Annotated in this window: 27 protein-coding genes; 17 read left to right on the top strand and 10 right to left on the bottom strand. The window is 71.5% G+C overall.

The window, feature by feature from the left end:
* Nucleotides 1-123: 123 nt before the first annotated feature.
* Complete coding sequence (locus tag F6X51_RS12520) at nucleotides 124-357, top strand: hypothetical protein (RefSeq protein WP_150964003.1); 234 nt, start codon at nucleotides 124-126, stop codon at nucleotides 355-357.
* Nucleotides 358-500: 143 nt separating this feature from the next.
* On the opposite strand, the gene map is transcribed toward F6X51_RS12520, so the two are convergent.
* Both map and dinB read right to left on the bottom strand, forming a co-directional pair.
* Entirely contained in the window at nucleotides 501-1253 is a 753-nt protein-coding gene (map, locus tag F6X51_RS12515; protein WP_150964120.1) for a type I methionyl aminopeptidase, read from the bottom strand.
* A 147-nt stretch (nucleotides 1254-1400) separates the two neighbouring features.
* A complete protein-coding gene (dinB, locus tag F6X51_RS12510; protein ID WP_150964002.1) occupies nucleotides 1401-2507 on the bottom strand; it encodes a DNA polymerase IV in 1107 nt (368 codons plus the stop codon).
* Between the two features lie 205 nt (nucleotides 2508-2712).
* Here dinB and F6X51_RS12505 point away from each other — a divergent pair, with 205 nt between their 5' ends.
* From F6X51_RS12505 to F6X51_RS12490, 4 genes are all read left to right on the top strand, one after another.
* Nucleotides 2713-3876, top strand: a complete 1164-nt coding sequence (locus F6X51_RS12505; protein WP_150964001.1) for a dimethylmenaquinone methyltransferase — start codon at nucleotides 2713-2715, stop codon at nucleotides 3874-3876.
* A gap of 237 nt (nucleotides 3877-4113) precedes the next feature.
* Nucleotides 4114-4371: a DUF6489 family protein gene (locus F6X51_RS12500; protein WP_150964000.1), complete on the top strand. Its 258-nt coding sequence runs from the start codon at nucleotides 4114-4116 to the stop codon at nucleotides 4369-4371.
* Nucleotides 4372-4705: 334 nt separating this feature from the next.
* Nucleotides 4706-4960 carry a DUF6894 family protein gene (locus tag F6X51_RS12495; RefSeq protein WP_150963999.1) on the top strand — a complete coding sequence of 85 codons (255 nt, stop codon included), beginning with the start codon at nucleotides 4706-4708 and terminating at the stop codon, nucleotides 4958-4960.
* Nucleotides 4961-5120: 160 nt separating this feature from the next.
* Nucleotides 5121-5459 carry a hypothetical protein gene (locus F6X51_RS12490; protein WP_150963998.1) on the top strand — a complete coding sequence of 113 codons (339 nt, stop codon included), beginning with the start codon at nucleotides 5121-5123 and terminating at the stop codon, nucleotides 5457-5459.
* A 28-nt stretch (nucleotides 5460-5487) separates the two neighbouring features.
* Here the strand turns inward: F6X51_RS12490 and F6X51_RS12485 are convergent, their stop codons facing one another.
* Nucleotides 5488-6162 carry a DJ-1/PfpI family protein gene (locus tag F6X51_RS12485; protein WP_150963997.1) on the bottom strand — a complete coding sequence of 225 codons (675 nt, stop codon included), beginning with the start codon at nucleotides 6160-6162 and terminating at the stop codon, nucleotides 5488-5490.
* 67 nt (nucleotides 6163-6229) lie between these two features.
* Between F6X51_RS12485 and F6X51_RS12480 the strand changes: the two genes are divergently transcribed.
* Together F6X51_RS12480 and F6X51_RS12475 are read left to right on the top strand one after the other, a co-directional pair.
* The gene (locus tag F6X51_RS12480) at nucleotides 6230-7249 is read left to right on the top strand and encodes a GlxA family transcriptional regulator (protein ID WP_150963996.1); all 1020 of its coding nucleotides are present in this window, start codon (nucleotides 6230-6232) and stop codon (nucleotides 7247-7249) included.
* Nucleotides 7250-7375: 126 nt separating this feature from the next.
* Nucleotides 7376-8230, top strand: coding sequence for a trypsin-like serine peptidase (locus F6X51_RS12475; protein WP_150963995.1), 855 nt, complete (start codon nucleotides 7376-7378; stop codon nucleotides 8228-8230).
* A 58-nt stretch (nucleotides 8231-8288) separates the two neighbouring features.
* Here F6X51_RS12475 and F6X51_RS12470 read toward each other — a convergent pair whose 3' ends face one another.
* Nucleotides 8289-8672: a hypothetical protein gene (locus tag F6X51_RS12470; protein WP_150963994.1), complete on the bottom strand. Its 384-nt coding sequence runs from the start codon at nucleotides 8670-8672 to the stop codon at nucleotides 8289-8291.
* 304 nt (nucleotides 8673-8976) lie between these two features.
* Between F6X51_RS12470 and F6X51_RS12465 the strand changes: the two genes are divergently transcribed.
* Nucleotides 8977-9648: a cell wall hydrolase gene (locus tag F6X51_RS12465; protein WP_150963993.1), complete on the top strand. Its 672-nt coding sequence runs from the start codon at nucleotides 8977-8979 to the stop codon at nucleotides 9646-9648.
* Nucleotides 9649-9702: 54 nt separating this feature from the next.
* On the opposite strand, the gene F6X51_RS12460 is transcribed toward F6X51_RS12465, so the two are convergent.
* Nucleotides 9703-9936, bottom strand: a complete 234-nt coding sequence (locus F6X51_RS12460; RefSeq protein ID WP_150963992.1) for a hypothetical protein — start codon at nucleotides 9934-9936, stop codon at nucleotides 9703-9705.
* Between the two features lie 238 nt (nucleotides 9937-10174).
* A complete protein-coding gene (locus tag F6X51_RS12455; protein WP_246696772.1) occupies nucleotides 10175-10675 on the bottom strand; it encodes a PRC-barrel domain-containing protein in 501 nt (166 codons plus the stop codon).
* 233 nt (nucleotides 10676-10908) lie between these two features.
* Here F6X51_RS12455 and F6X51_RS12450 point away from each other — a divergent pair, with 233 nt between their 5' ends.
* The 3 genes from F6X51_RS12450 to F6X51_RS12440 all read left to right on the top strand — a co-directional run bounded on the left by F6X51_RS12450 (nucleotide 10909) and on the right by F6X51_RS12440 (nucleotide 12817).
* A complete protein-coding gene (locus tag F6X51_RS12450) occupies nucleotides 10909-11199 on the top strand; it encodes a GlsB/YeaQ/YmgE family stress response membrane protein (RefSeq protein WP_150963990.1) in 291 nt (96 codons plus the stop codon).
* A gap of 156 nt (nucleotides 11200-11355) precedes the next feature.
* Nucleotides 11356-12345, top strand: coding sequence for a lipoyl synthase (gene lipA / locus F6X51_RS12445; RefSeq protein ID WP_150963989.1), 990 nt, complete (start codon nucleotides 11356-11358; stop codon nucleotides 12343-12345).
* Nucleotides 12346-12358: 13 nt separating this feature from the next.
* Entirely contained in the window at nucleotides 12359-12817 is a 459-nt protein-coding gene (locus F6X51_RS12440; RefSeq protein ID WP_150963988.1) for a type II toxin-antitoxin system RatA family toxin, read from the top strand.
* Here F6X51_RS12440 and F6X51_RS12435 read toward each other — a convergent pair.
* The 3 genes from F6X51_RS12435 to F6X51_RS12425 all read right to left on the bottom strand — a co-directional run bounded on the left by F6X51_RS12435 (nucleotide 12802) and on the right by F6X51_RS12425 (nucleotide 15956).
* On the bottom strand, nucleotides 12802-14037 hold the full coding sequence (locus tag F6X51_RS12435; RefSeq protein WP_150963987.1) for an FAD-dependent oxidoreductase: 1236 nt from the start codon (nucleotides 14035-14037) through the stop codon (nucleotides 12802-12804). The genes F6X51_RS12440 and F6X51_RS12435 overlap by 16 nt on opposite strands.
* 119 nt (nucleotides 14038-14156) lie before the next feature.
* Nucleotides 14157-14657: a CinA family protein gene (locus F6X51_RS12430; protein WP_150963986.1), complete on the bottom strand. Its 501-nt coding sequence runs from the start codon at nucleotides 14655-14657 to the stop codon at nucleotides 14157-14159.
* Nucleotides 14658-14666: 9 nt separating this feature from the next.
* Entirely contained in the window at nucleotides 14667-15956 is a 1290-nt protein-coding gene (locus F6X51_RS12425) for a bifunctional 2-C-methyl-D-erythritol 4-phosphate cytidylyltransferase/2-C-methyl-D-erythritol 2,4-cyclodiphosphate synthase (RefSeq protein ID WP_150963985.1), read from the bottom strand.
* A gap of 221 nt (nucleotides 15957-16177) precedes the next feature.
* On the opposite strand from F6X51_RS12425, the gene dusB reads away from it, so the two are divergent.
* From dusB to ntrC, 3 genes are read left to right on the top strand one after another with little or no spacing between them, the layout of a single operon-like run.
* On the top strand, nucleotides 16178-17233 hold the full coding sequence (gene dusB, locus F6X51_RS12420) for a tRNA dihydrouridine synthase DusB (RefSeq protein ID WP_150963984.1): 1056 nt from the start codon (nucleotides 16178-16180) through the stop codon (nucleotides 17231-17233).
* Nucleotides 17230-18384, top strand: coding sequence for a two-component system sensor histidine kinase NtrB (locus tag F6X51_RS12415; protein ID WP_150963983.1), 1155 nt, complete (start codon nucleotides 17230-17232; stop codon nucleotides 18382-18384). Before dusB ends, F6X51_RS12415 begins: the two co-directional genes overlap by 4 nt.
* 5 nt (nucleotides 18385-18389) lie before the next feature.
* Nucleotides 18390-19856 carry a nitrogen regulation protein NR(I) gene (gene ntrC / locus F6X51_RS12410; RefSeq protein ID WP_150963982.1) on the top strand — a complete coding sequence of 489 codons (1467 nt, stop codon included), beginning with the start codon at nucleotides 18390-18392 and terminating at the stop codon, nucleotides 19854-19856.
* Between the two features lie 12 nt (nucleotides 19857-19868).
* Here the strand turns inward: ntrC and F6X51_RS12405 are convergent, their stop codons facing one another.
* Nucleotides 19869-20447, bottom strand: a complete 579-nt coding sequence (locus F6X51_RS12405; protein ID WP_150963981.1) for a PAS domain-containing protein — start codon at nucleotides 20445-20447, stop codon at nucleotides 19869-19871.
* Between the two features lie 481 nt (nucleotides 20448-20928).
* Between F6X51_RS12405 and F6X51_RS12400 the strand changes: the two genes are divergently transcribed.
* The 3 genes from F6X51_RS12400 (at nucleotide 20929) to F6X51_RS12390 (ending at nucleotide 23628) form a co-directional block, all read left to right on the top strand.
* A complete protein-coding gene (locus F6X51_RS12400; protein ID WP_150963980.1) occupies nucleotides 20929-21567 on the top strand; it encodes a ParA family protein in 639 nt (212 codons plus the stop codon).
* Nucleotides 21551-21940 (top strand): ribbon-helix-helix domain-containing protein, encoded by a 390-nt coding sequence (locus F6X51_RS12395; protein WP_150963979.1) that lies wholly within the window; start codon nucleotides 21551-21553, stop codon nucleotides 21938-21940. The genes F6X51_RS12400 and F6X51_RS12395 overlap by 17 nt, the downstream gene beginning before the upstream one ends.
* Nucleotides 21941-22341: 401 nt before the next feature.
* Complete coding sequence (locus F6X51_RS12390; protein ID WP_150963978.1) at nucleotides 22342-23628, top strand: septal ring lytic transglycosylase RlpA family protein; 1287 nt, start codon at nucleotides 22342-22344, stop codon at nucleotides 23626-23628.
* Nucleotides 23629-23734: the final 106 nt, after the last annotated feature.

Genomic DNA, 23734 nt, shown 5'->3' with positions numbered 1-23734 from the left:
GAAGCCTGGGCGGGCGTCCCGCGCCCGGGAGGGCCGCGCCTTGTCCACAACCCGCTGCATGTTCTTAACCGAACCTTAACCGTCCGGGCGTGTTCTGTGTCCGTTCTCGTTGGGAGCACCCCGATGGCTACGGCTGACACACAGGCCCGTCCGGTGACGGAGACGCCCCCCGGTCCGGTGGAGGAGATCGCCCAGGCGTATCTCAGGACCGCCTCCGGGGATCCGGGGCTCGCCCTGCGCCGGGCGATCGCCGACGCCCTGGCGGACCTGCGCGAGGCCGAGCGCCGGGAGCGCGCGCGGAGCCGCCTGATCTCGCGGGGCTACGTCCGGCGCGCCCTCGCGGGCGCCGAGGCCTGAGGGGCGGGCCTGCGCGCCGGCTCCGCCGGGCCGCGCCGGACGCGCCCGCTCCGGCGCGGCCCATGTCCGGTGATCCGGGGATCGGGGGACCTGCGCCCGGACGGGCTCCCGCGACCTCGCGGGGTCCCTTCCGGCCGGCGTCGCTACCGGCCCGGCATGGTGAGGATCAGGGGGCCGTTGCGCGCGGCGACGACGGTGTGCTCGTACTGCACCGTCGGGGCCCGCGGCTGGCTGTAGAGGGTCCAGGGGTCGTCGCCATCCGCCGCGAAGGTCGCGCCGAGGGACAGGAAGGGCTCGACGGTGAACACCAGCCCGTCCCCCATGATCCGGCGCTCGGAGGCGTCCGGCCAGGTCGCGATCTCGGTCGGCGCCTCGTGCAGCGACAGGCCCACGCCGTGGCTGGCGAGGTTGCGCACCAGCGTGTAGCCGTTCCGGCGCGCGAAGGCGCCGACCGCCTGCCCGATGCCCGCCAGCGGCCTGCCGCTGCCGACCTGGCGCAGGCCCGCCCACATCGCCCGGCGCCCGTCCGTGCAGAGCCGCTCCACCGCGCGCGTCACGGGGGGCACGGCGAACGACGCCCCGGTATCGGCGAAGTAGCCGTCCCGCTCCGCCGAGACGTCGATGTTGACGAGGTCGCCCGGCCGGATCCGGCGGTCGCCCGGGATGCCGTGGGCGATCGCCTCGTTGACGCTGATGCAGGTCGCCCCCGGAAAGCCGTAGGCCAGCTCCGGGGCCGGCCGGGCCCCGGCCGCCTCGAGGAAGGCCCGCCCGACCTGATCGAGCTCGCGCGTGGTCATGCCGGGCTCGACGGCCTTGCCCATCGCCTCCAGCGCGTTGGCGACGATGCGCCCGATCCGCCTCAGCCCCGCCAGGTCGTCCTCGCTCGACACCGTCATGCCGCGTCCCTTCGCCGAGCCGGAGGCGGCTCCCACCGGCCGCTTCTGCCATCTCGAGGGATTACCGGCAAAGCCGCCGCGACGCGGGGCGGGGCTGAGGCGGATCGGGCGCCCGCTGCGGATCGTCCCCCGGGCCGGCGCCGGTCCTCAGATCCCGAGGCCGAGCTGCCGGGGCTCCTCTGCCGGGCCGTGGTGCAGGGCCGAGAGCGAGACGCCGATGAGACGCACGCTCCGGCGCAGCGGGAAGGCGTCGCGCAGGATCGCGAGGCTGACCCGCTCCAGGCCGTCCCGGTCGGCCACGGGGGCGGGGAGGGAGCGGGCCCGGGTGATCTGCTCGAAATCCGAGAACTTCACCTTGAGGGTCACGGTGCGCCCGCGCAGGTCCCGGGCGAGGCAGCCCGCCCAGACCTTGTCGAGGATCGGCCCCAGGCGCTCGGCAAGGGTCTCGTAGGCGGTCGCGTCCTCCGCGAAGGTGGTCTCGGCCCCGATCGACTTGCGGATGCGGTGGGCCCGGACCGGGCGCTCGTCGATGCCCCGCGCCACCGCGTGGTAATAGGCCGCGGCGCTGCCGAAATGCCGGAGGAGCTCCTCCAGCGAACGCGCCTTGAGATCGCGCCCGGTCAGGATGCCGAGGCTCTTCATCTTCGCCTCCGTCACCGGCCCGACCCCGTGGAAGCGGCCGATCGCCAGGTCCTCCACGAAGGCCGGCCCCATCGCGGGGGTGATCACGAAGAGCGCGTCGGGCTTGCGGTAATCGGAGGCGACCTTGGCCAGGAACTTGTTGTAGGAGACCCCCGCCGAGGCCACGAGCCCGGTCCGGGCCCGGATCGCCGCCCGGATCGCCCCTGCCACCGCGGTGGCGCTCGGCAGGCCCTGGCGGTTCTTGGTCACGTCGAGATAGGCCTCGTCGAGGGCCACCGGCTCGATCACCGCGGTGTGCTCGGCCAACACCGCCCGGATCTCCTCCGAGATCGCCCGGTAGACGTCGAAGCGGGGCTTGACGAAGACGAGGTCCGGGCAGAGCCGGCGCGCCGTCACCGCGGGCATGGCCGAGCGCACCCCGAAGGCCCGCGCCTCGTAGCTCGCCGCCGCCACCACGCCCCGCTCCCGCGAGCCCCCGACCGCGATCGGCCGGCCCTGCAACCCAGGGTCGTCGCGCTGCTCGACCGACGCGTAGAACGCGTCCATGTCGATATGGATGACCTTGCGGAGGCCCCCGGCGGGGGCGAGGTCCGGCGACAGGTCCGGGCTCATGACGGGTTCACGGCTGGCGCGGGGTTTTCCAGGACACTTCGTTCATGACTTGTTCCAGATCGAATCTCCGCCCGCGCGGGTCAAGCCCGGGGCGGGCGCCGTCCACCGCCGTCGCGCCGTCCCCTCGTGCCGGGGGCTCGCCCCGCCCGCCCGCCTGCCCCATAAGACCGTCTCGCGCCAGCGCTCCGAGGACGGGATTCGCCCCTTGAACGTCACCCAGCTCACCCACCACGACCTCGACGGCTACGGCGCCTCGACCCTCGTCGGCGCCGTCCTCGACGTCGCGCGGATCGTGCACATCCCCCGCTACTCCGACGTCGGCCCCGTCGTCGAAGCCGAGCTGAAGCGCCTCGACAAGGCGCCCGCGCCCGAGCTCCTGATCATGACCGATCTCGGCCTCGAGGCCGTCGCGGTGAAGTTCATCCGCAGCTTCGCGGCCCTGAACCGCCGCCGCCAGGAGGACGCGCGCCACCGCCTCGTCGTCCTCGACCACCACGCCTCCTCGATCGACCAGCTGCGCGACCAGGGCCTTGAGCCCGTCGCCGATCCCGAGATTCCGACCCTCAGGCGCTTCGAACTCGGGGATCCGAACATCGCGATCCTGATCGACGAGGGCCGCTGCGCCACCCGCATGGCCTACGAGCACCGGAACCTCTACGCGACCCGCCCCGTCCCGGCCGAGGCCGACGCCGAGCTGCAGGCCCTCGTCGCGGCGGTCGACGCCCTCGACCTCTGGAAGAAGGAGCGGCCCGCCTTCGCGGGGGGCCTCGCCCTCGACGAGGTGTTCTGGGACAATGTCGGCACCCTCGTTCCCGTGGGCCATCCCTGGCACGACCGCTTCGTCGGGATGCTGCTGCGGGCCGTCGCGGGGCTCCTGCGCGAGGGGGCGACCCCTGCCCGCGTCGAGGCTCAGGTCGGCGCCATCCGGGTCGGCATCGTCGACACTTTCATGGCGGACGATCCCGCGGACGATCCGGCCCTGACGACCCGCATGCGGATCGCGCGGGCGCTCGCCCGCTCGGACGCGCTGTTCCACCGGCTCTCGGACGGAACGCTCCTGTCCTTCGGCCTCGATTCCGGCACCTTCCAACGGGTCTCGGACCTGATCATGGTGAGCGGCCGGGCGCGCCGCGTCGTCAACGTGCAGCGCGTCGGCACGCTCTCCTTCCGCTCGAACGACGAGACGGCGCTGGAGGGCGCGCGCCGGTTCCGTGGCGGCGGCCACAAGGACGCCGCGGGCGGAAAGCTTACCGGCGGCTCGGCCTTCTCCCTCGCCGACGCGGTCGCGCAGGTCGAGCCGATCCTGAACCCGCCGCCGCCCGATCCGGCCACGAGCCCCTTCGCGGCCCTGAAGAACTGGAAGGGGTAGGGCGCTCCCCGCCGGGGCGGGGGCGCTCCGGCGGCACCCGCGCGCCATCGGGGAGCCGCCCGCCCTTGCCGCGAGCCTTGACGGCCGCCCTTGCCGCGAGCCTTGACGGCCGCCCTTGCCGCGAGCCTTGACGGCCGCCCGAGCGTTCGCCAGCACGGATGCGTTGCGAAAAAAACGGCTCCGGCCCCGGGCGGCGGGCGCTCGCGGGGCCATCGCGGGCCGAGGAGGCTACGAGCCATGAAGGTCACGGTTGAGATCGATTGTACGCCGGTCGAGGCGCGCCAGTTCTTCGGGCTGCCGGACGTGCAGCCGATGCAGAGCGCCGTGATGGCGGAAGTCGAGCGGCGCATGCTGGCCGAGATGGACCGGTTCTCGCCAGAGACCCTGATGAAGAGCTGGCTCTCGTTCACGCCTCAGAGCGCCGAGCAGGCGTCGGAACTCTTCATGAATTTGTTCCGCCAGGGCTTCGGTGCGGCCAAACCGCCCTCGAAATGAGGGGCCGACGGCTCCGTCGCCCGATGGTGCCGGGGTGGATCGCGGTCCGAACCGGTGGAATTTTGTACTTTAGTACAAGCCGGGGCCGGGCGCGGCCGCCCGCGGCACGGAAGTGCTCACGCTAAACGGTTGCGGCCCATCCATAATCCCGCTGGAAGAATGTGTTGCAGCAAAATTCCAACATTTTTGGCTAGCTGGATCGGTACCTTCCCGTACGCGGCATAGTTGTTGATTTATGTTTCCTGCCTGACTACCTAGCCGTCTAGCTGCTTGATGCTGGGGCGATCGCAGCTGTTGTCTGTCTCCACTATGATTGGCCTCAGGATATTACGCGATGGCGCGATACTTCTTCGATGTTCATGACCCCCGACTGACGGTCTGCGATTCCGAGGGCGTCGAGTGCGCGGATCGGGCGGCAATCTCCGGCGAGGCGTTGCGGGCCCTGTGCGAGATCGCGGCCGATCAGCCTCAGCGCTACCTCGATCAGAAGCTCCGCGTCGTCGTGCGCGACAGCGCCGACCGCGTCGTCCTGACCGCGGCACTCGGGCTCTCGGCGGCCTGGCATGCCGAGGCGCAGGCCGCGGCCTGATCAGGGCCGGTCGGGGACGCCCGGTTTCGGCACGCCGGATCTTGGGCCCGGCCGTGGGCCTCGAAGCGCGAGCATCTTTTTCGCCGTTCCCATGTGACAGGCCGTGCGGGGGCGCTTAGATCGTCCGGATCGACGTTCTCACTCGCCGGAAGACCGACGCTTGGCCGAGCCCGTTCCGAACGATTGGGCCTCCGTGTTCCTGAGGCTCGTGGTCTCGCTGTTCCTGGGCCTGCCGCTCGGGGGCGTCCTGTTCGCCGCGACGGGCCTCGGCTTGGCCCTCTACGCGGGCGATCCCATCCTGCATGAGCCCGTCGCCCTCGCCCTGCGCACCGGTCTGGCGGTGTTCGCCTTCACGGTGCTCGGCGGCTTCGCCTGGACGCCGGAGACGGGCTATCACAGCCTGCATGGCTGGTACGCGGCCGGGGTGGTGCTCGCCTACGTGCTCCTGAGCAAGCCCTGGCGGCGGTCGCGCGCCGCCACCGCGCCGCGGGCCGGGTAGCGCTCCTCCGCATCCCTCGCGTGAGGCCTCACCCGGCGATCTCGGCCAGGATCGCCTCGCGCGCCCGGCGGCTCGGGGCGAGTCGCGCGCGGGCCGCCGCGAGCACCGCGGCGGAAGCCTGCTCCGGCCGGCCCGAGCCGAAGGGGGGAGCCGGCGCGTATTCGAGGGTCAGCCCGACCGTCTGGGCCTCGACCGGCCCGACGAGTTCCGCGGCCAGGGTCAGGGCGAAATCGATTCCCGCCGTCACCCCGCCGCCGGTGACGAGATTGCCGTCCCGGACCACGCGTTCCGCCACGGGGATCGCCCCGAAGGCGGCCAGCAGGTCGTGGGCCGCCCAATGCGTGGTGGCGCGGCGCCCCCGCAGAAGCCCGGCCGCCCCGAGCACCAGGGCCCCCGTGCAGACCGAGGTGACGAAGCGCGCGCCCGCGGCCTGATCGCGCAGGAAGGTGAGGGCGGGGGCATCGGTCAGAAGCGCGTTCACCCCGACGCCGCCGGGCACGCAGATCACGTCGAGCGCCGGGCAATCCCCGTAGGTGATCGTTGGCGTCAGGAGAAGGCCGGTCGAGGCGCGCACGGGGGCGAGGAGGCTCTCGGTCACGAGGTGCAGGCGGGTGCCCGGGAGCGACGCGAACACCTCGTAGGGGCCCGTCAGGTCGAGTTGCTGGACGTCGGGGAAGAGGAGGAAGCCGATCTCGAGGGTCATGAGGAATTGCCTCGCGTCTGCCGTGCACATCGACAACGGCACTCTACCCGTGCAGGATTCGGCCGACATGCCAGCAACCCCTCGCTTTCTGCCAAATGCGCCTCGCCGGATCGAGATCCTGATCTTTCCGGGCGTGCAACTCCTCGATGTCACGGGGCCTTTGCAGGTCTTCGCGACCGCCAACGACCTCTCGGGCCTCGCGGAGCCGATGAGGCCCTACGCCCCGCAGGTCGTCGCCTCGGGTGGCGGGAGCATCACGGCCTCGGCCGGACTGGGCCTCGTGGCCGCACCGCTGCCGCCGGCGGAAGCACCCCTCGATACCCTGCTGGTCCCCGGTGGCTCCGGCGTCTCCGCGGCCTGCGGCGAGGCGAGCCTGTGCGGTTGGGTGCGCGGGCGCGCGGGCGCGGCCCGGCGCGTCGTCTCGGTCTGCACCGGCGCCTTCCTGCTGGCGGAGGCCGGCCTCCTCGACGGGCGGCGGGCTGTGACGCACTGGACCCGCTGCGCGGCTCTGGCCGAGCGCTACCCCGCGGTTCGGGTCGAGCCCGACCCGATCTTCCTGCGGGACGGACCCATCTGGACGTCGGCCGGCGTGACCGCGGGCATCGATCTGGCGCTCGCCCTGGTCGAGGCGGATCTCGGGCGCCCCGCCGCGCTCGCCGTGGCGCGGCACCTCGTGGTGTTCCTGAAGCGACCCGGCGGGCAGGCACAATTCTCGGCGGCCCTGGCCCTGCAGGGGCTGGAGCACCGCGCCGAGGATCGCTTCGGCCGGCTTCATGCCTGGATCGCCGAGCATCTGACCGAGGATCTCTCCGTGCCCGCCCTCGCCCGGGAGGCCGGCATGAGCCTGCGCAGCTTCGCCCGGCATTACCGGATGGCGACCGGATTGACGCCCGGGGAGGCCGTCGAGCGCCTGCGGCTCGAGGCGGCCCGGCGCATCCTCTGCGAGACGGGGCTGCCGGTGAAGCGGGTCGCGATCCGCTGCGGGCTCGGTTCAGAGGAAACGCTGCGGCGCACCTTCCTGCGCCATCTCGGGGTCAATCCGCAGGATTACCGCAACCGGTTCTCGGCCGGCGCTGAGGATGCCTGACATGCGCTGGCGGCGACGTCCGGGAGCCCGGCGCGGCGGGCGATCAAACGCACCCACGGGCCGCGCCGAGCCTTGCATCGGGTCCCGTCCGCAGCACATGGTCCGGCAACGTTCAGGGAGACGGCCATGAGGCGAGGGGGCGAGGGGGCCGGAATCCGGATCCGCCGGAGGGCTGCGGGGCGCCTGCTCTCCACGATCCTGGCGCTCGCCGTGCCCGGAGCCGCGCCGCTGCGGGCGGAGGAGATGGCCTTCGACCCGGCCGAATGGCCGTTCACGGCCATCGGCAAGCTCAACGTGGTCACGGGTCCCGGCAGCCGCCAGTTCTGCACCGCGACCCTCATCGGGCCACGCCTCGTGCTGACGGCCGCGCATTGCCTCTGGGACAAGGCCCGCGGGCGCTGGGTCGAGCCGGCCTCGGTCCATTTCGTGGCCGGCTACGCGCAGGGAGCGTATCTCGCCCACGCCATCGGCAGTGCCGTCCGCAAGCCCGCAGACTACGCCTACGCCTACGGCACCAACCGTCCGAACATGTCGGGCGATTGGGCCCTGATCGAGCTCGCGAGCCCGATCTCCATCAAGCCCCTCGCGCTCGAGCACCTCGCCGCCCCCGACGACCCGCGCAAGCTGCGGCTCGACATTCAGCGTGCGGGCTACCGCCGGACCATGTCCCAGAGCATGAGCGCGCAGGACAAGTGCGCCGCGCGCCTCGCCCAGGAGCCGGCCCCTCTCCTGGTCCACGATTGCCGCGCCATCCCGGGCGAGTCCGGCTCGGCGCTGCTCCAGGTCGAGGGGGGCAGCCCGAAGGTCATCGGCGTCCTCGTCGCCGGACCGCGGCCCGGTGCGCCGCCCGGTCCGTCCTTCGCCGTGCCGACGCGCGCCTTCCTGACGGCGGCCGAGGAGATCCTGCGGCGACAGGGTGAGCCGGGCGGCGCCGGACGCGAGGCTGGAAAGGCCGGGGGGGCGCCGACGGCGATCCCCTGAACGCGGCGCCTCAGCCGCCCGCGGGCGCCGCGTTCAGGGGAATTCGGCTTGGCGCAGATCAGGACGCGGGAGAGCACGAAGTCGACGCCCCCGGGGTGGTCACGCTCCTCAGCATGACGCCGGTGCGTCGATTGAGGCGCAGGCTCCCGTCGGGGCGGGTGCAGGCGACGATGCCCGAGCGGCGATCGTCGTGCCGGCCGGTGAAGCGCGCGACCGCATTGTTCGGATCGTTGATCCGGACGAGGCTCCCGCCCCTGGCATCGAGGATGATCGAGACGGCCTTGCCCTCGACCGCATCGAACGCTTCCGGGCCGCCATCCTTGAGCACCGTCGTGGCGTCCGCGGTGATGCGGCGAACGCTCGCCGTCTCGGCCGCGGAGGCGGGCCCGGCGAGCGGCGCGGATGCCAGGAGGACCGCGACCGGAATGGCCCTGGGACGCACGCGCAAGCCCTCGCGATTCGTGAAGCCCGCCGATGCTAGATGGGACCGGGCGGGTAGGTATCATCCCGGTGAGACCCTGACGAACAGGACGGCAACACCTCGGCGCCGGGACGGCGCTGCCGATCCGGAGAAGGGCCGCGGCCTCAGGTGCTTAGGCCCGTCGAGAGGCGCGCGTTCACGATGGCGCCAGCGCCGCTGCGCCAGTCTTGTCTGCGGCTGTCAGGCTATAGCCAATTTGCCATCAAGCTTGGCTTGAGGCATCAAGGGCTCCAACGACGCGAAGCGCGGGAATGAGCGGGGCTGCATGCGGGGCATTACGGGCACCAACTCGATCGCTGTTCTGAGCCTGATCATGGCTCTGCCGAGCCTGGGCGCCTGCGGCCTCCATTCGAATACTGATCTGACGACCGGATCGATTGCGCGCGGCAAGCCCCTCGCCTCCGCCACGCCCGCCGATCGGGAATGCCTCGCCCGCGCCATGTACTTCGAGTCGAAGCGTTCGGACGAGGAGGGCCTGCTGGCGGTGGGCACCGTCGTGATGAACCGCCTGGAGGCGGCGGCCTATCCGGGCCGGATCTGCGAGGTGGTCGGGCAGCCTCGTCAGTTCGCCGCCGGCGTGCTGACGAAGCCGATGCGCGCGCAGGACCTGCCCCGGGTCGAGCAGGTTGCCGATGCGGTCATCGCGGGCGAGCGCCATCCGAAGGTCGGCAGCGCGATGTACTTCCACACCGCCGGCCGCCGCTATCCCTACGGCAACATGCACTACGTGGCGCTCGCGGGCGGCAATGCCTTCTACGAGAAGCGCGGGCGCGACGCCGCTCCGGTGCCGGCGGAGGCGCCGGCTCCGGCGGCCGTGAGCGTCGCCGCGGCGGCCCCGGCCGCGCCCGAGGTCACGGCCGCTCAGACGATCCTCAGCGAGCCCGCCCGCAACATCTGTCAGGTCGCTGCCCTGGGCTCCCCCAACCGCGGCGGCTGAAGGCTGCCGGGCCGTCCCGGTCGCCGGGGCGGCCCTGGCGTCGTGCCCGCGTCCTCACTCGGCGGCAAGGCCGTCCTGCCCGGGATCGGCCGCCTGGCGCTGGCTGTGGCGCCGGGCCGCCTGGGCCATCCGGATCAGTTCGCGCGCCGTGAGGCCGCGCCCCGGCCCCTGGCTCGGCCCGGCATGGTCCGCGATCGGCGCGCGGGCGCAGCCGCTCGTGCCGATGCGCAGGTCCCGGCCCCGCATCACCTGCCGCAGTCGAACCGCCCTCCGCAACGCCGTGACCATTCTCGCTCCCTTGGCAAACCGCCTCCCGGCAAATCACCGGGCGTCACGATTAACCAAGCGTGGCCGTAAAGAACATTCTTGAAGCGGCAGCGCCCCGCCCTAGCCCGGCTGGCAGGAGCCACCCTTCGCTGGGGGCCTGAAGGTTGGCCGGCCGATGGGAACGCCCGTGCGGGCAGGGGACCTGCGCGCACGGGCTGCCGAGCCGTGCCGGTCGGGCGCCGCGCGGGCGCCCGGCGGATCAGGACTTCTTCTTCGCGTACTCGAAGGCCGGCGCGTTCTTCAGCTCGTCCTTCGAGGTGTTGACGAGGGCGCGCAGCTTGTCGTCCTTCTTCGAGAGCGTGATGCTCGCGGGGCTGACGGCGACGTAGCGCTCGCCGATGCCCAGGAAGCCGCCGACGCCGATGATCACGGCGTGGATGGTCTTCCCGTCGAGGATCACGAAATCCTCGATCTCGCCCACCGTCTCGTTGTTGTTGTTCGCCACGTTGAGGCCGATCAGCTTCGAGGTCAGCGTGTCGGCGGGCTGGGTCGTGATGAACTGGACCTTGGCGGTGGCCGAGTCGGCCATCTTCATGCCGCTCTCGCTCACCGCGGCGGCCGACGAGGAGTTCGGGGTCGGGGATGCGGTCGCGGAGGGCGCGGCGGGGGGCGTCGCGGCGGGCTTGGCGCCTTCCTGGGCCTGGGCGAGGCCGGGGATTCCGGCGAGGAGCGCGACGGCGAGGAGCGAACGGATGGTCACGGGCAGTCTCTCTGAAAAGTCGGGAAGCGCCGGACTTCCGGCGCCCGATTGCCGCCTGTAACGGCAGCGGCTTGCGCAGAGTTCCGTCTTTTCTGCCTATTTCATGGGCAATTTTCAGAAGGGGGCTGGGGCGGCCGAGTGGCGGCGCGCGGGGCGGGTCTGGACTCGCGGCGCGGCTTCGGACCATCCTCCCGCTGTCGCGGGCACAGGGACCGCGTGGCAAGGAGCAGGGCATGGACGGTCAGGTCTACGGTGCGCTCGGGCAGCCCGGTGTCGGCCTGCTCATGGCGATCGTCATCGGGGCGCTGGCGGGCTGGCTCGCGGAGAAGTTCACCTCCTCGGATATGGGGCTCTTCTCCAACATCGTGATGGGCATCCTCGGCGGCCTGCTCGGCAATTTCCTGGCCGCCAAGCTCGACATCCCGGTCTTCGGCTTCTGGCGCAACCTCGTCTCGGCAACGGTCGGGGCCGTGATCATCATCACGGTCTATCGGGCGATCCGGGGGCGCAGCATGCGCTACTGACCGGATCTCTCCGCGGCCGGCACCCGTGCCGGGTGACGCGGGGCCGGCTCTGTGTCGCGACGCGCCGTCACGCCGGTTTGCGGCGGGCGGGCGGAGGGCTTAAGTCAGGCTCCTGATGTGGTCCGCCCCGCGCGGGCACTTTTTCCGCGGTGTGGCATGGCCGTCGTCCTCGACATCCTGAAGAACGATCCCCGAACGGCGCTCCCGGTCCGCCAGCGGCATCCCGAGAAGGCGCACCGGCCGGATCAGCCGGTCCAGGCGAAGAAGCCGGACTGGATCCGCGTCAAGGCGCCGGGCTCGCCGGCCTGGGCCGAGACCCGCGCGATCGTGCGCGAGCACGGCCTGGTCACGGTCTGCGAGGAGGCGGGCTGCCCCAATATCGGCGAGTGCTGGGAGAAGCGGCACGCCACCTTCATGATCATGGGCGACACCTGCACGCGGGCCTGCGCGTTCTGCAATGTGCGCACCGGCCTGCCGCTGGCCCTCGATGCGGACGAGCCCGAGAAGATCGCCGACTCGGTGGCCAAGCTCGGCCTGCACCACGTGGTCATCACCTCTGTCGACCGGGACGATCTCGCGGATGGCGGCGCGCGGCATTTCGCCCGCACCATCGCGGCGATCCGGCGGGCGAGCCCCGGCACCACGGTGGAGATCCTGACCCCGGACTTCCTGCGCAAGGAGGGGGCCCTCGAGGTCGTGGTCGCGGCCAAGCCCGACGTCTTCAACCACAATCTCGAGACGGTGGCGGGCAACTACCTCACGGTGCGCCCGGGCGCCCGCTACTTCCACTCGGTGCGCCTGCTCCAGCGGGTCAAGGAGCTCGACCCGACGATCTTCACCAAATCCGGCATCATGGTGGGGCTCGGCGAGGAGCGGAACGCGGTGGTGCAGCTCATGGACGACCTGCGCTCGGCCGATGTCGACTTCCTCACCATCGGCCAGTACCTGCAGCCGACGAAGAAGCACCACGAGGTGGTGCGCTTCATCCCCCCCGACGAGTTCAAGGGCTACGAGACCACCGCCTACGCGAAGGGGTTCCTCCTCGTCTCGGCCACGCCGCTCACCCGCTCCTCGCACCATGCGGGTGAGGATTTCGCCCGGCTGAAGGCGGCGCGCCTCGCCCGCCTCGACCCCGCTCACGCCTGAGACCGAAGCGCCGATGCCCTCATTCCGGATCACCCGCGCGGTGCGTCACAGCCCCGAGCAGATGTACGACCTCGTGGCCGACGTGGAGCGATATCCCGAATTCCTGCCGCTCTGCGAATCGCTCCGCGTGCTGCGTCGGCAGGAGGGTCCGGGGGAGAACACGCAGGTCCTCGTCGCCGAGATGGGCGTCGGCTACAAGGCGATCCGCGAACGCTTCACCACCCGCGTCAGCCTCGACCGGCCGGGCCTGCGCATCACCGCCGAGTATATCGACGGGCCCTTCCGCCACCTCGAGAACCGCTGGGCCTTCAAGCCGGGCCCGAATGGCGGCTGCAGCGTCGAGTTCTTCATCACCTACGAGTTCAAGAGCTTCGCCCTCGGTCTCCTGATGGGCAAGATGTTCGACCGCGCCTTCCGCAAGTTCACGGACGCGTTCGAGAGCCGCGCCGACCGGGTCTACGGCGTCGCCTGAGGGGCTTCGGCCACCCGCACGTGCTCGGGCCGGAAGCCGAGGCCGACGAGCCGGGCCGGCAGGCGCTGGAGGCGGGGGAAGCGATCGAGCAGGCGCAGGGCGAGCGGCGGTTTCAGGGGCGCCGTCGCGCTGGGATCGAGGACGCGGGCGATGACCCGGTTCTGCAGGAGGCGCTGCAGCCCCTGCGTCCGGCGGGTCGGCGGGAGGCGCCGGGCCTGAAGCCGGGCGAGGTCGGCCTCCACGAGGCGGCCCTCCCGCAGGGGGAGTGCCAGGAGGTTTGCGGTGGCCACCGCATCCTGGATCGCGAGGTTGATGCCGACGCCGCCGAGCGGCGACATGGCGTGGGCGGCGTCGCCGATGCAGAGCAGGCCCGGCGCGTGCCAGCGCTTCAGCCGGTCGACCCGCACGGTGAGGAGCTTCACCGCCTCCCAGTCCGCGATCTCGGCCACCCGGTCGCGCAGGAAGGGCGCGAGTTCCGCGACCGCCGCCCGGAAGGCCGGCAGGCCGCGGGCGCGCAGAGCCGCGTCCCCGTCCTTCGGCACCACGAAGGCGCATTGCCAATAATCGCCGCGATCGAGGGTGACGAGGATATGGCCTCGCCCGAAGCGGCCCCCGGTGGCGTCCAGGTCGCCCGGATGGCGGGACAGGCGGAACCAGAGCACGTCCATGGGTGCCCCGTAGGTCTCGCGCGCGAAGCCGGCACGCTCCCGCACCACGGAATGACGCCCGTCCGCACCGATGACGAGGTCGGCGCTGATCTCGAGGATCCCGCGCGGCGTGCGTGCCCGGACCCCGGTGATCCGCGGCGCCGCCTCGGTCAGCTCGGTCGCCTCCGTTTCCATGAGCAGGCGGAAGCCCGGATAGCGACGCCCCCGGTCGGCGAGAAAATCCAGGAAATCCCATTGCGGCATCAGGGCGATGAAGCGGTTCGGGCTTCGCAGGTGGCGGAAATCCGCGACCCGGAACCCCTGCGCGCCGACGAACGCGGTCAGGGTCGCGACCTTGCGGTGGGGCAGGGCCAGGAAAGCGCGGCGCAGGCCGAGTTCGCCCATCACGTCGAGGGTCGACGGATGGATCGTGTCGCCCCGGAAATCGCGCAGGAAATCCGGGTGCTTCTCCAGCACCGCGATCCTCAGGCCGGCCCGGGCGAGGAGCAGCCCCGCCATCATCCCGGCCGGCCCGCCGCCGACGATGCAGGCCTGAACGGACAGCCTCTCCATGGTCCGGCCTCCCGCGGTTCGGGCGACATCCTACACCCGCACGGCGGCGCGTCGGCCCCTTTCGGTGCAGGCGTAGGGCCGACGCGCCGCCGCCCGGCACGAATCGCCGCGCCCGAGGTCTAGCCGCCCGGGAGCGCGCCCTCGAGGAGCCCGAGCGCATCCGCGACCGCACGGGTCCGGATCTCGGCCCGGCCGAGGTCGCCGTAGCGGCGTGCGAGGTGCCGGGTCGGCGCGCCCGTCGCCGCGAGGCCGAAATGCACGAGGCCGACGGGCTTCTCGGCGCTTCCGCCGCCGGGGCCGGCAATGCCCGTGATGGCGATTGCGACGTCGCAGGGCGAGGCCGCGAGCGCCCCCTGCGCCATCGCGCGGGCGACGGGCTCGCTCACGGCGCCGTGGGTCGCGATGAGGTCGGCCGGGACGCCGATGGCCTCGCTCTTCGCCGCGTTCGAGTAGGTGACGAAGCCGCGCTCCAGAACCGAGGACGAGCCCGGCACCGCCGTGATGAGGCTCGCCACGAGGCCGCCGGTGCAGGACTCGGCCGTGGCGATCCTGAGCCCCGCCGCCGCGTAGGCCGCGACCAGGGCCTCGGCGCGGGCGAGGAGGCCGGAATCCGTGATCATGAGGCCGGATCAGCCCTGGCGCATGGCCGTCTCGGCCTGCGCATCGAGGGGCGTGGCGCTCTCTTCCTCGGGCAGCCGCACCGTGGCGGCGGCCTGGGCCGCGAGCCCCTCGGCACGGCCGACGAAGCCGAGCTTCTCCGTCGTCGTCGCCTTGATGGAGACCGACGAGAGCGGCACGCCGGCGATCTCGGCGATGCGTGCCCGGATCGCCTCGCGATGGGCACCGATGCGGGGCGCCTCGGCCAGGACCGTGATGTCGAGATGGTCGATGCGGCCGCCGCGCGCCCGGACCAGGGAGGCGGCATGGGCCAGGAACTGGTCGGAGGCGGCCCCGCGCCACCGCGCGTCGCTCGGCGGAAAATGGGTGCCGATATCGCCGTCCGCGATGGCGCCGAGGAGCGCGTCCGTGAGGGCGTGCAAGGCGACGTCGCCGTCCGAATGGGCCAGCACGCCCCGGTCGGCCGGGATGCGGACGCCGCCGAGCCAGACATGGTCGCCCTCCGTGAAGGCGTGCACGTCGAAGCCTGTGCCGAGGCGGGTCACGTATTGGGTCATGGCGGCGTTCCTGGGAGCGGCCCCCGCGAAGGCGCGGTCGGCCTCCATGAGGTCGGCGGGCTGGGTGATCTTGCGGTTGCGCAGGTCGCCCTCGAAGGTCACCACGGGCAGGCCGGCCCATTCGGCGAGGGCGCCATCATCGGTGAAGCCGTGAAGCTCGGCATCCGCCGCGGCGCGATGCGCCTCCAGCAGGGCCGGAAAGGCGAAGGATTGCGGTGTCTGGACGGCGCGCAGGGCTTCGCGGGCCGGGGTCTCGCGCACGCGGCCGATGCCGGGCGCGGCCTCCTCCACGATCTTGATCGTGTCGCTGACCGCGATGCCCGGCACGGCCGCCCGGTATTCGCGCCCGGCCGCGATGGCGCGGTCGATCAGGCCGAAATCCACGAAGGGCCGCGCCGCGTCGTGGACGAGGACGAGATCCGGGGCGCCCGCTCGCTCCAGGGCCTCGAGGCCGGCCCGCACGGATTGCTGGCGCGTCGCACCGCCCGCGACCGGCTCGGCGAGCTTCAGCCGCACATGGGGGTCGAGATCCTCCAAGCATTCGCGGTAGAAGGCGGCCGCGTCGGGGGCGATCACGGGCTGGATGCGGGCGATGTCGCGATGCGCTCCGAGCGCCGCGAGGGTGCGCGCGAGGACGGCCTGACCGCCGACGCGGCGATATTGCTTGGGCATGCCGCCGCCGATGCGGATGCCGCGACCCGCCGCGACGACCACCGCGGCAACGCTGAACGCGGTGCTGGACATGAGGCTTCTCGAACCCGTGCGCCTCCTGAAATGCCCACAGGGGAGGCGGATGCCGTTATGACGCCGGGCATCGATGCGACGGCGGGGACATCCGGCCGAACCGCTGCGGCACGCCGCCCCGATCCGTCCGGGATCGCCCGTCGTTTAAGCGGGGCACGACGCGAAATCAAATCGCCCGAGCCGCTTGCGTCTGTCCCGGTTTTGTCTATTCCTTGTGCAGAATGTTGAATGATCATTATTTGAGCGTTGTGAGTTCGGGGGCTGCAGGGGGCACCGCGGAGGCTGCGGCTCCGCCGGCGCTGCTCGCGCCGCTCTCCGGCGTCACGGACCTCCACATGCGCCGAATCGCCCGGCGCCTCGGCGCCAGCGCGGTCGTCTCCGAAATGGTGGCGGCGGCCGAGTTCGCCCGCGGTGCGAGCGAGGCGCGCCTGCGCGCCGAGGGATACGGAGTGAATCCGCACATTGTACAGCTCGCGGGCTGCGCCCCCGGGCCCATGGCCGAGGCCGCCCGCCTGTGCGAGGCGGCCGGGGCCGACGTGATCGACATCAACATGGGCTGCCCGGCCAAGACGGTGACCGGCGGAGAAGCGGGCTCGGCGCTGATGCGCGATCCCGATCAGGCCACCCGGATCCTCGCCGCCGTGCGCGGTGCGGTGTCGGTGCCCGTCACCCTGAAGATGCGTCTCGGCTGGGACCATGCCACCCTGAATGCCCCGGATCTGGCGCGCCGGGCGGAGGCCCTCGGGCTCTCGGCCGTGACGGTGCATGGCCGCACCCGGCAGCAATTCTACAAGGGCACGGCCGATTGGCCGGCGATCCGGGCCGTGGTCGCGTCCGTGGCGATCCCGGTGATCGCAAACGGCGATGTGACCGATCTCACGGGAGCGCGGGACTGCCTTGCCGCCTCGGGGGCGGCCGGCGTGATGGTCGGCCGCGCGGCAATCGGCCGGCCCTGGCTCGTCGGACAGATCGCCGATACGCTCGCCGGGCGCCCGCCGCGGGTCCTGAGCGCGGCGGAGAAGGCCGCTGCCGCGGCCGAGCACTACGAGGGGCTGCTCGATCTCTACGGCGTGCGCATGGGCGTGCGGCACGCCCGCAAGCACCTGGCGGCCTATGTCGAGGAGGCCGGGCCCGGCGCCCTGAGCGCGGCGGACCGCATGCGGCTTCTCACCACCGGCGATCCCGTCCTCGCCCTCGCGCTGCTGACGCGCGCCTTTCTCGAACCCGCCCGCGGCCCGGCGGACGGGTCCGCGGCATCGATCGGGGAGGCCGCATGAGCGGAGAGGGCAGCCTGGGCCGCGAGCCCACCGTGCGGGGGAAGGGTGTGCCGACATCCGAGGCCGTGATCAACGCGCTGCCCCTACCGGTACTCACCATCGGGTCGGACGAGCGCATCCTCCAATGCAACCATGCGGCCGAGAGCTTCTTCGACCACTCGGCACGCCTGATGCAGCGCCGCCGCCTGCGCGACATCATTCCGTTCTCCTCGCCGATCATCGCCCTGGTGGCCGAGGTGCGGCGCAGGCGCGCCAGCGTCAGCGAGTACCGGGTCGAGCTGGTCCAGCCCCGCTCCGGCCAGGAGCGCAGCGTCGACGTGTTCGCCACTCCCCTGGGCGATGAGGGCGAAGCGGTGGTGCTGATGCTCCAGGAGCGCACCATCGCCGACAAGATGAACCGCCAGCTCACCCATCGCGGCGCGGCGCGCTCGATGATCGCGCTGGGTGCCATGCTGGCGCACGAGATCAAGAACCCACTCGCGGGGATCCGCGGCGCGGCCCAGCTCCTGGAGCAGTCGGGGGCCGAGGAGGACCGGTTGCTGACGCGGCTGATCTGCGACGAATCCGACCGGATCGTGCGCATCGTCGAGCGCATGGAGCTGTTCGGCGATGAGCGCCCCGTCGAGCGCGGCCCCGTCAACGTCCACGGCGTGCTCGATCAGGTGAAGCGCTCGGCGCAGTCGGGCTTCGCCCGTCACATCCGCTTCGTGGAGAACTACGATCCTTCCCTGCCACCCGTGCTCGGCAACCGGGACCAGCTGATCCAGGTGATCCTCAATCTCGTGAAGAACGCCGCGGAGGCGATCGGGGCGGACACGGTCGACGGCGAGATCACCCTCTCGACCGCCTTCCGCACGGGCCTGCGGCTGCAGATCCCGGGCTCGCGCGAGCGGGTCAGCCTGCCCATCGAGGTGGCGGTGCGGGACAATGGCCCGGGCGTCACCGCCGAGCTCCTGCCCGACCTGTTCGATCCCTTCGTCACCACCAAGAGCCAGGGCTCCGGCCTCGGTCTTGCATTGGTGGCCAAGATCGTCGGCGATCACGGGGGTATCGTCGAGTGCGATCCCGTGCCCCGCCGGACCACCTTCCGCCTTCTCCTCCCCATGTCGAGCGCCCGGGATGGGCGCGAATCGGTCGTGGAGGCCGAGTAAGAGTCATGCCCAACGGCCACATCATCGTCGCGGACGACGACGCAGCGATCCGCACCGTCCTCAATCAGGCCCTCTCGCGGGCGGGCTACGAGGTCCGCTCCACGGGCAATTGCTCGACGCTCTGGCGCTGGGTCGCCCAGGGCGAGGGCGATCTCGTCATCACCGACGTGGTGATGCCCGACGAGAACGTCTTCGACCTCCTCCCCCGCATCAAGCGGGTGAGGCCCGAGCTGCCGATCATCGTGATGAGCGCGCAGAACACCTTCATGACGGCGATCCGCGCCTCCGAGCGCGGCGCCTACGAGTACCTGCCCAAGCCCTTCGACCTGAAGGAACTGATCGCGATCGTCGGCCGGGCGCTGTCGCGGCCCCGGGGCACGGCCCCGGCGGGCGCCGGCCCCGAGAACGAGGACATCCCGCTCGTCGGCCGCTCGCCCGCCATGCAGGAGATCTACCGGGCCCTGGCGCGCCTGATGCCGACCGACCTCACGGTGATGATCACGGGCGAGTCCGGCACCGGCAAGGAGCTGGTGGCGCGCGCGCTCCACGATTACGGGCGCCGGCGCACCGGGCCGTTCGTGCCCGTCAACATGGCGGCGATCCCGCGCGACCTGATCGAGTCCGAGCTCTTCGGCCACGAGAAGGGGGCCTTCACGGGGGCGCTCTCGCGCTCGGCCGGCCGCTTCGAGCAGGCGGAGGGCGGCACCCTCTTCCTCGACGAGATCGGCGACATGCCGATGGAGGCCCAGACCCGGCTCCTGCGCGTGCTGCAGCAGGGCGAGTACACCACCGTCGGCGGCCGCGTCCCGATCAAGACCAATGTCCGGATCATCGCGGCCACCAACAAGGACCTGCGCGTCTCGATCCAGCAGGGAATCTTTCGCGAGGACCTGTTCTTCCGCCTGAACGTGGTGCCCCTGCGCCTGCCCGCCCTGCGGGAGCGCTCCGAGGATGTGCCGGACCTGGTGCGGCACTTCTTCGTCCTCGTGGAGCGCGAGGGCCTCACCCGCAAGACCCTCGACGGCGACGCGATGGAGCGGCTCAAGCGCTATCGCTGGCCCGGGAACGTGCGCGAGCTCGAGAACCTCGTGCGCCGTCTCGCCGCCCTCTATCCGCAGGAGACCATCACCGGCCCGGTGATCGAGGCCGAGCTCGATACCCTGCCGCTCGCCCAATCCTCCGCTGCGCCGGGCTCGAACGGCACCCGGAAGGGCGGAGGCGAGAACGAGACCCTGTCGGGGGCCGTCGAGCGCCACCTCTCGGAGTACTTCTCGGGCTACCGCGACACCCTGCCGCCGCCGGGTCTCTATCACCGGATCCTGCGGGAGATCGAGGGGCCGTTGATCGGAGCGGCGCTCGCGGCCACCCGCGGCAACCAGATCCGCGCCGCCGAACTCCTCGGCGTCAACAGGAACACCCTGCGCAAGAAGGTGCGCGATCTCGACCTGCAGGTGTTCCGCACGGCGCGGTAGGTCGGCCCGGGGTCAGTGCGGGCGCAGGTCCTGCGCGCCGCGCAGGTGCCGCGCCAGCTCGAATCCGATCTCGATCATCAGGCCGTCGACGAGCTTGGACAGGGACGGCCGGTTCAGCCCGTCGACGAGGCTCCGCATCGCGATCGCGTGCTCGGCCATGCGGTTCACCAGGCGCTCGGCCTGCTGAAGGGTCGCGGCCCGGTCCTCCGTGAGATCGATGGCGATGCCGCAGCCGTGGACGGGCCGACCCGAGGTGTCCTGCTCGATGCGTCCGCGCATCATCAGGCTGCGCACGCCCTCCCGGCCGCTCAGCGTCCGGAACTCCGCCTCGAACGGACCGCCCGCATCGCTCGCCGCGTGGAGATGGTTCTCGATCCGGGTGCGGTCGTCGGGATGCATCCGGTCGAGGAAGGCCGCCATGGGCACCCCTTCGGCCGCCCGCTCCGGATCGATCCCGAGGAGTCGCGCGAAGGGAGCCGTCAGGGCGAGCCGCCCCTGCCAGAGGTCGTGCCGCCACGATCCCACGAAGCCTGAGGCTTCCAGGGCCGCCTCGAGGTCGGCGGGCGCGCGCGGGATCGGGGCATCAGCCATGGAAATCCTTCAACGACGCCGGAAGGGCCCTAACCCCCGAGACTGCGGATCGCCGCGGGAATTAATCTGAGGTTGCCTCGTCGCTTGCGGTCGGGGTCGAGATCCAGCACATCTAAGGCATGGGCGGCGCTATGGAAAGGGCATTACTGAGATTGCCCCTCCGGGTGGCAACCTAAGGTAATATTCTGATTCGAACACAAAAGTAGCATCGCCTCCCGCCGGTCGCTCTCAAGATCTTTCCGCAGTTCCGGTCCCGGGATCCGGGGATGCGTGGATCCCGGGCGGCCTTAACCCGGTGTTAACCATGATGGCCGAGACCAGGGATCAGCGCATCCTTGGGTCAAAGGACGACGGGACCGCCGTGTCTTCCCCCTTCGGCCCAGGTTCGCGCGGCGCTGTCGGATCTTCGGCGGCACCCTAACCCTAAGTTGTAATAACCTCACGCTGCGGTTGCAGGCAACGCGAGCCAAGGAAGGCCGGGATGAAAGCCATCACGTTCGTCACGCAGAAGGGGGGCAGCGGTAAGAGCACGCTCTGCATCTCGCTCGCGGTCGCTGCGCAGGAGGCGGGTCATTCCGTCTGCATCCTCGAGATGGACCGGCAGGCGACGATCAGCGATTGGCTCGACCATCGGACCGCGGCGGGCCCCGAGGTGGCGCAGATCGACGCCACGCAGATCGATGCGGTGATGGTCCAGCTGCGCGAGTCGTCCTACGATTACGTCTTCATCGATACGCCCGGCGTCGACTCCACCGGTACGCTCTCGGCAATCCGCGCGGCCGACCTCTGCATCATTCCATGCCGCCCCACGCCCGCGGATCTCCGCGCCTTCAAGCCGACGCTCGCCGCCGTGTACCGGCTGGAGAAGAAGTTCGCCTTCGTGCTGAACCAGACGCCCCCACGCTCCTATCGCATCCGCGATGCCGCCGACGGCCTCGCGGTGCTGGGCATCCTGCCCGACGTCAACATCGTGGCGCGCACGGACCACCAGGACGCCATCGGGGTCGGGCAGGGCGTCACCGAGTTCAACCCGAAGGGACAGGCGGCCACCGAGGTGCGCCGGCTGTGGAGCTGGATCGAGCGGCGGATGCAGGGGGCCAAGCATGTCAAAGCCGCCTAAGCTCAACCTGGCGTCGATCGTCGCGGCGGCGGCGCCCGCGCCCAAGCCCGCGGCGGCCAAGCCCGCGGCGCCCAAGGCCGCGATGCCCAAGGCCGCGGTGCCCAAGCCCGTCCCGGTGCAGGGATCGCCGACGGCCGAGATCGTCCAGCTCGACGTCGCCCCGGCGCCCGCGCCCCGGCCGAGCGCGACCCTGAAGGAGCGCGCCCGCCAGATGTCGGTCTACCTCGAGCCGCCCGTCTACGATCAGTTGCGCGACCTCGCCTACGCGGAGCGCACCAAGATGCACGCCATCATGCTCGAAGCCCTCGACCTGCTGTTCAAGCAGCGCGGCGCGAAGTCGATCGAGCAGCTGAACGAGACCACCTCCCGCTGACGCCGGGCTCACGTGTTGGATCCAAGAAAAATCCATCCGGAGCGGGACCTTGGCAGGAATAGCTCAAGTCTTGTCTCAGGTGTCCCCCTGAGCGGGGCCGAGGACTCTCCTGAGGCGCCCTCCTGCCTTGAAAGGGAATGTCTCGGAAGTAATTTTCTCTTCCGTGGCAATGTGATAGTGTAACAACTTCGGTCATCGACTTAACTGCCGCCTCGGCATTCGCGTCTCGAGAAGACCCGGCGCGCGCCTCCCGTTCAGCCTTCCTTTACGTCGTCCGGACAATTCTGCCGGCCTCCGGGCAGCGCCGCACTTCGCGGTGCCGACCGGCAGGGCGTGTCCGGCCGTGCTCACCGCGCCGGGTTGCGGCCAGTGGCGTATGCGGTGAGCCCCGAGTGGTTGGTATGGCGCGTTCGACGAAGGCCGGGATGCCGCATCTGTGCGCGCTCCCGCTCCGGCGCATCCTCGCGGTCTCGGCGATCGCGCTGGCCACCGCCAATTGCAGCACCAGCCCGCAGAAATTCGCCGCGTCCTCCTCCGGCAACGGCATCGACCCGAAATACGGTGTCAAGGCGAGCCCGCGCCTCTACAACGAGGGCGACGCGATCCCGAAGGGGGGCGGACGCCGCTTCTCGGGCAAGCCCTACGTCGTTGCGGGGCGCACCTACGTGCCCCGCGAGGATGCCCGGGGCTACGTCCGGGAAGGGCTCGCCTCTTGGTACGGCAGCGCCTTCCACGGTCGCCAGACGGCCAACGGCGAGGTCTTCGACCGCCACTCGATCGCCGCCGCCCACCCGACCCTGCCGCTGCCGAGCTACGCACGGGTCACCAACGTGGCCAACGGGCACTCGATGATCGTGCGCGTCAACGATCGCGGTCCCTACCACGCGGACCGGGTGATGGATGTCTCGGAAGCGGTGGCGGAGGCCCTCGAATTCCACCGTCGCGGCACCACCCGGGTGCGCGTCGAGTATGTCGGGAAGGCGTCGGTCGCGAGAAGCGACGACCGCAAGCTGATGGCGACGCTGCGCACCGACGGGCGCCCGGCCGCCGTCGGCGGACGCTCGCCGATCATGCTCGCCGATCTCGGCACCGACGCCGCGGAATCCGCCGAGCCCCTGGCCCGCACACGGGCGCCGCTCGCCTTCAAGCCCCGGGAGGAGACCACCGAGGAGGCACCGGCGGCCCGGCTGCGGCCGGCGCCCGTGCTCGTGGCGAGCGCCGCCGTCGCGGTGCCGCCCGCCCTGCAGCCGACAGCCCCGCGCGGGACGCCGTTCCGCCCCGCGCCGCCGCACGCCCAGGGGCGCATCCCGGCCCTAGCGGCCCAGCCCCTCGCGATCACCCCTGCCATGCCGGTGGCCGGGCTCAATCCGGGGCGTGCCAATCCGACGAAGCTCTCGGCCCCGGCCATGGCCGGCAAGCCGGTTCCGCCGCGGGCCGGACCCGTTCTCCTCGCCTCCCGCGTCCCGCCGGCCCCGGGCAAACCCGCGGGGGCTCCGGCCGCGCGGGCGGCCGAGCCGGTTCGGCTCGCCGGCGCGCGGGCGCCCGCCCCGATCCCGGTTTCCGCCAAGCTGACGATCGCCAAGCTCGCGGCGGCGCCGAATGCAGCCCCGCCCGGCAAGGCGACGAGCCCGGCCTCCCTGCCGGCGAAGTCCCAGCGTCCCCGCTCTCGGCTGGCCGAGATCTACTGATCGCATCGGTCGTCCCTCCCGCTGCCCCGGATCCCCGGAGCCGGCGTTCGGACGAGCCCGATCCCGACGGCGCCCGCGGCGAACTTGCGTTCGATTTGACGGGCAA

It is taken from the genome of Methylobacterium planeticum, from assembly GCF_008806345.1.
GTDB classification, from domain to species: domain Bacteria; phylum Pseudomonadota; class Alphaproteobacteria; order Rhizobiales; family Beijerinckiaceae; genus Methylobacterium; species Methylobacterium planeticum.
This window is presented reverse-complemented; position numbering and strand designations above follow the sequence as displayed.